Source organism: Novipirellula sp. (genome assembly GCF_041583735.1).
In the GTDB taxonomy this organism is placed as follows: domain Bacteria; phylum Planctomycetota; class Planctomycetia; order Pirellulales; family Pirellulaceae; genus Novipirellula.
Genome location: NZ_JBFHFD010000628.1, coordinates 1 through 5,062, shown reverse-complemented (window position 1 = coordinate 5,062; position 5,062 = coordinate 1). Strand labels below are relative to the sequence as shown.

The following is a 5,062-nucleotide window of genomic DNA, read 5'->3' as shown; positions in this document are numbered from 1 at the left end:
TGTGCTGGCCAAGTTCCCACCTTGGTTAACTGCCGCAAGGGATTCTTGCATCGCAGCGTTTTGACCTACAAGTTCGAGTGCTGTGGCCACTGCGTTGACGTTGTCGTCACCAAGCACGGCCGCACGATCGTTCGCGGCTAATTCCTGGCACCGCCGGAATATTTTAGACGCGAAACAACACTGTCTGTTTCGCCGCACAAGCAAAGAGTCGAACCGTCACCGGTTCGGCTCTTTTTTTATGCGCACACCATACGGACTCTTAATGGTGCGTGAGGCTGGCGGAGCTTATGATAGGGGGTGAGAAGGCAACGAATACCACTCGCCCTCCGCTTCCCCCACCCTTTCCATCCTGCCTTTCCGCAACAAGCGTGCACTGTGAATGACTCGGGCGACAAGAATTGGCGAATCCGCGTGGACGGCGAGACGCTAGGTCCGTTTTCCGAAGTCGAGATGCGTCACTGGCTGGCAGAGCATCGCGACAAGAAATCCGAGGTCCAACAGGGCAGTAGTGATTGGTACCCGGCGGCGGTGATCCTGCAGCGATTCAAGGAACTCGCTCGCAGCGGAATCTATCTACGCATCAACGGCCAGGTCGAAGGCCCGTACACGCGCCCGCGTTTTGTTCAGCGAATCGAACAACTTGGCAACGCAGAAGTGGACGCCAAAGAGGGCAACGACGGTTTCTGGGTCTCCGCAAAAGTCATATTGCGAGAGCTGAATCTCAGCTCACTGGTTGCGGGGGCGGGAAATGCGAGACGTGCCCATCCGCCAACAGCCGCGGTGCCCAAAACCCCCGTCGCTGCACCGCAACCTGCCACCTCGGCGGCAAAAAAAACGACGGAGCCGCCCCCTTTGAACACGGCCCCTTCGAATACGGTTTCTCCGATCCGCGTCAGTTGTCCAGTATGCAAAGCGACGCTGCAGATCCCCGCCGACCAAATGGGAAAAACCGTTCGCTGTGCGTCGTGCAAAAAGCAGATTCGAGTGGTGGGCAAATCAAGCGATGCAAACACTCCGGCCCGTCCGGCACCGGCTGAACACACGGATCCGGCGAACGACGTCGTGACGCTAGGAGAAGACGATTTCGCGGCGTCGGCGTCGGTTGTATCGACGTCGGTGTTTGCGCCACTGGACAACGTTGCACCGATCAGCCCGACAGCGATCCCGCGGCCGTACACCCGACCGCAACCTCAGCCAAGCCCCAACCCCTATGCATCGCCGGGGCCGCCAACGACACCCTACTACGCCGGAGCTCAGCATCGCGGTACACTTCCCCATCCAGCGCTGTATATCGTTCCGGGCATCTTGATCGCCACTTTCTCGCTCGTGATGGTGACACTCTCGTGTTTCGGCGTCACGGTCAACATTAGGTCATTGATGCGGTTAGACGCAGACAACCCAAGGTTAGTGATGACCGCCATCAACCTTGGGCTAGGACTAACGTGGGTGATGATGTACGGAGTCACCCTGGCTGGCGCGATTCACATGATCCTCCGGCGCAACCTAATGCTTGCGAGAACCTCCGCCATTCTGGCATCGATTCCTTGCATCGGCTTCCCCCTCGGCTGCTTGCTTTTTCCGGTAGGGATAATGAGCTGCGTCGTCTTATTTATGAATGACGCCAAACGGGTATTTCAAAAGTAGGCCGCACCGAAGGACGCAGGAGGATGCTGAAAGCGGTGCAAACGGCAGCCTTTTCGCATTGGAACTGCCGCGTGCGAAGCCCCGTTTAGTTCAAGATCGATTTCACGTCAGCCATGATCGCGTCGATGTCGATCTTGTCCGCTGCATACGTTCGCGCCGAGACCACTTGGCTATCGCTGGCGACAACAATGGTAACCGGAGCATCGACCGACAATCGATAGTTCAGCGGCCCCGTTTCGGACTCTTTCGCCACCACAAACGGAATATGCTTGGCGGACGTTTTCTCAGCCAAATCGGTCGCGGATGTCTTGAGCTTCCCAGCGTCTTCGCCGAGCAAGGTAACGAAGCCGCTGAGGTGCGACGCTTCGTTTTGTGACACAGCGGCATCGAGCTGCTTGACCAAATCGGACAACTTGCCATCGGTTTGGCGTGCAAACACCATCACCATCGGCCGCGAACCATAGCGGCATCGGTAACAGATCTCTTGCTCGACATCGACGCCATCGTCCTCGGCGCCCGCAATTTTGGTGACGTAGAAAACGCCGATCGGATCCCCTTGCTTGAGCCCTCCATCGCGAGCGGCATCAGCAGCAAATGTGTTTGACAGCGAAGCCGCAAACAACAGAACCAAACAGATAAGCAAACGCGACATTGATGTTTCTCCGAGATAGAGAATTTGAATTTTAGATTTCAGATGGAAAAAGCAGACAAATGAAAAGCAAATCGAAGCGAATGAGCCGCTTGCAAAACAAGCGATCCCCTACGCAGCCGACCCAGGACTTTGAGTTACAATCAGCGAGTTACAAGCGGGCCGAGGGATGAACCCGAACCCGATATCCTAGCTTCCCGCTAGCACGATTCCACGTCGCAATGGCATTCCCTGTAGCAATGACCAGCCGAACAGGCCTCCCGCCATATCGCGTTGTCCTTCGACTGCCGTCCCCGTACGGCCGCCCTCCGGAATCGCCTCAGCCCAACAACAGTGTGTCGTCGAGCCAACAGAGTGCCTTCGAGCTAACAGAGCGGCTTCGAGCTAACAGAGCGGCTTCGGGCCAATCGCAGCGGTGCCCCTCTTTCACTCGCCCCATTATTGCCACGTCCGATGCCAGGCACACCCCTAAGTGGTGCCGAATCCTGGTTTCTGTCCGCATTCCCGCCATCGCCCCCTAACACGGGGGCCACCTGCTAGTTCGCCCTCCCCATTTATCTGTTTTTCACGTCCATGCGGATTAATGATGCATCCCGCAGGCCTCGTTTTGCTAACGTTTTACCGACGATCGCCCCGACGCGAACGATTTCGGATCATGCGATAACACGACCGAAACTCCCAAGATTGCGCTCTAGTGAAGCGGGCAGGGGACTTATAAATTAGAAGCTATGGACCAAACTGTGACCCCATTGAGCGACGAGCAAGTTCATCGCATCTCTAAAGCGATCGCTGACCCTCAGCGGTTTGCGATTTTGACCTGCATTGCCAGCGAACCTGAAATCGCCTGCAAATCGCTTGTGGACGAGTTTCCGATCACGCAAGCCACAATCTCGCACCACCTAAAAGAACTAGTCGCGGCAGAGTTAATTCATTCACGCCGCCAGGGGCAGTTGGCGATTCTGTCCTGTCGCCGCGACATTTGCGAAAGCTACACCCGGTATTTGGCCGAGCGTTTAGTGAAACCGCACTTGGATTCGCTCGCTCCTGCAACCGCCCCGACTCTTCCTAAATAGCCGACCGCACCGCAGGGAAATCCTCATTGCCGAGGATGAACTTCGTTGCTGAGTGTGAAGTCCCGCAAAATTCCCGAACGTAGAATCTGCCGCCATGAGCCCGAAGCCCCCGCGTGCCCAATGCCTGGTTAGCTTTGGCAGCAACCTCGGCGACCGCGACACGGTGATTGCCGAAGCCGCTCGCCGGGTGACCGCATCGCCGATGGTGGAAGATTTCGCCGCCAGCCGGCTGTTTGAAACGCCACCGATTGGTGGCCCTTCGGGCCAGGAGCCCTTTCTCAATGCGGTGGCCGCGTTTGAGACAACTCATTCGGCGCGCGACATTCTCGAACTGCTGCAAACGGTCGAAAACGAACTTGGACGCCAGCGGCGGCGGCGTTGGGACGCCCGTTCGATCGATTTGGACGTGGTGCTGCATGGCAATCTGGTCGGAGGCAGTGCGGCACTGATCGTCCCCCATCCTCGCTACACCGCGAGGCAATTTGTGCTGCAACCGGCATGTGATGTCGCAGCCCATTATCGCGACCCCCGCTTCGGATGGAGTCTTGGGGAATTAAGCGAGCATCTTTCATCGGGCAACGCATCTCTGGCGTTAGTCGGCGGCGACGAATCGACCCGACAACAGCTTTGCGACCGGCTGAGTGCCGAACATGGGATTCGCACCTTTGCCGCCACCCAGCCATTTCAATCGGGCATGGCGTTGGACGAAGCGATGTCGGGACGTTGGGCAAAAACCCAGCGAGCTTCGAAGCCCGACGATGGGAAGCCCGATAATGGGAAGCCCGATGATCTACGACAACACGATCAACGACAAAACAGGTCGCTGTCTAGGCAACCGAACGAGGCAACGCCGACCGCCCAGCCACCATCTGCCGAACTTGGCGAACCGATCATCGTTCGATCCGACGAGCCATGGGTTTCCGCCTACGTTCCCCCGCTGCCGCTCGCTCCTCACGCCGAAAAGACGAATCGTGACGCGAGCATTCCTCGGTTGGTCGCGCGGATGCAATGGGCGACGGCGGACACTCGTTGGCCTGCGCCGCATCAAATGTGGCCTTCCGGAGGCCGCTGGCCCGAATACCGACTAGAGATCGACAATCTTGATTGGGCGGTGACTGAAATCGCTTCGGCCCTGGTATCGATGCGGTGCCCGGTCCGCCCGGTGACTGAAACCCAAGCTTGGTGGCAATAAGCGAGCGAGAGGACCCAATCTCGAGAACGCCCCCCTCTGCCCCCCAAAAAACTGCCACAGCGGTGCCGATCCTTGGGTTTACTCGCCGTTGACGGGGCCATCCTTCACCTTCGCCCTCTCGGCAGACGCGTCCGCCGCGTAGGACGATCCGGCTCTGTTGGATAATGACGGCGGCTGGCCGCTCTTTTCGTGCGACACAATGTCGCTTTATTGATGGCTGGTATTGCCTTGGTGCATGTTCGCACACAATACTGTCTCGCTCTCGCTGTATGATTACGGCGATTCTCTGAACCACTCGGTGTCCATTTTCTCTATCCCTGCGAATCTGGTCGCGTTTTCACGCGCGGCGACCATCAATTATGCAACGGTTTCTCTTTCCACGCTGGGTCAATCGATTTCTTATGGTTCTGGCTGCTGCCATCGTTGGAGGCGGCATTTATGCCGGTGCCATGGGTGGGCTGGTCACGGACCCCAAGACGCTGAATATTGGCTACCAACCTGAAC

4 protein-coding genes are annotated in these 5,062 nt (G+C 57.5%); 3 read left to right on the top strand and 1 reads right to left on the bottom strand.

Features of this window, described 5'->3' with window-relative positions; all coding sequences use genetic code 11:
• Positions 1–375: 375 nt before the first annotated feature.
• Complete coding sequence (locus ABX962_RS29795; protein WP_372724988.1) at positions 376–1,644, top strand: hypothetical protein; 1,269 nt, start codon at positions 376–378, stop codon at positions 1,642–1,644.
• Between the two features lie 85 nt (positions 1,645–1,729).
• Here ABX962_RS29795 and ABX962_RS29790 read toward each other — a convergent pair whose 3' ends face one another.
• Positions 1,730–2,296: a hypothetical protein gene (locus ABX962_RS29790; protein ID WP_372724986.1), complete on the bottom strand. Its 567-nt coding sequence runs from the start codon at positions 2,294–2,296 to the stop codon at positions 1,730–1,732.
• A gap of 737 nt (positions 2,297–3,033) precedes the next feature.
• On the opposite strand from ABX962_RS29790, the gene ABX962_RS29785 reads away from it, so the two are divergent.
• Positions 3,034–3,366, top strand: a complete 333-nt coding sequence (locus ABX962_RS29785) for an ArsR/SmtB family transcription factor (protein WP_372724984.1) — start codon at positions 3,034–3,036, stop codon at positions 3,364–3,366.
• Positions 3,367–3,460: 94 nt separating this feature from the next.
• On the top strand, positions 3,461–4,558 hold the full coding sequence (gene folK, locus ABX962_RS29780; RefSeq protein ID WP_372724982.1) for a 2-amino-4-hydroxy-6-hydroxymethyldihydropteridine diphosphokinase: 1,098 nt from the start codon (positions 3,461–3,463) through the stop codon (positions 4,556–4,558).
• The last annotated feature ends 504 nt before the right edge of the window (positions 4,559–5,062 follow it).

Coding starts and splice junctions, on each gene's coding strand:
- ABX962_RS29790 (WP_372724986.1), bottom strand. CDS start 2,296: ATGTCGCGTTTGCTTATCTGTTTGGTTCTGTTGTTTGCGGCTTCGCTG.
- folK (WP_372724982.1), top strand. CDS start 3,461: ATGAGCCCGAAGCCCCCGCGTGCCCAATGCCTGGTTAGCTTTGGCAGC.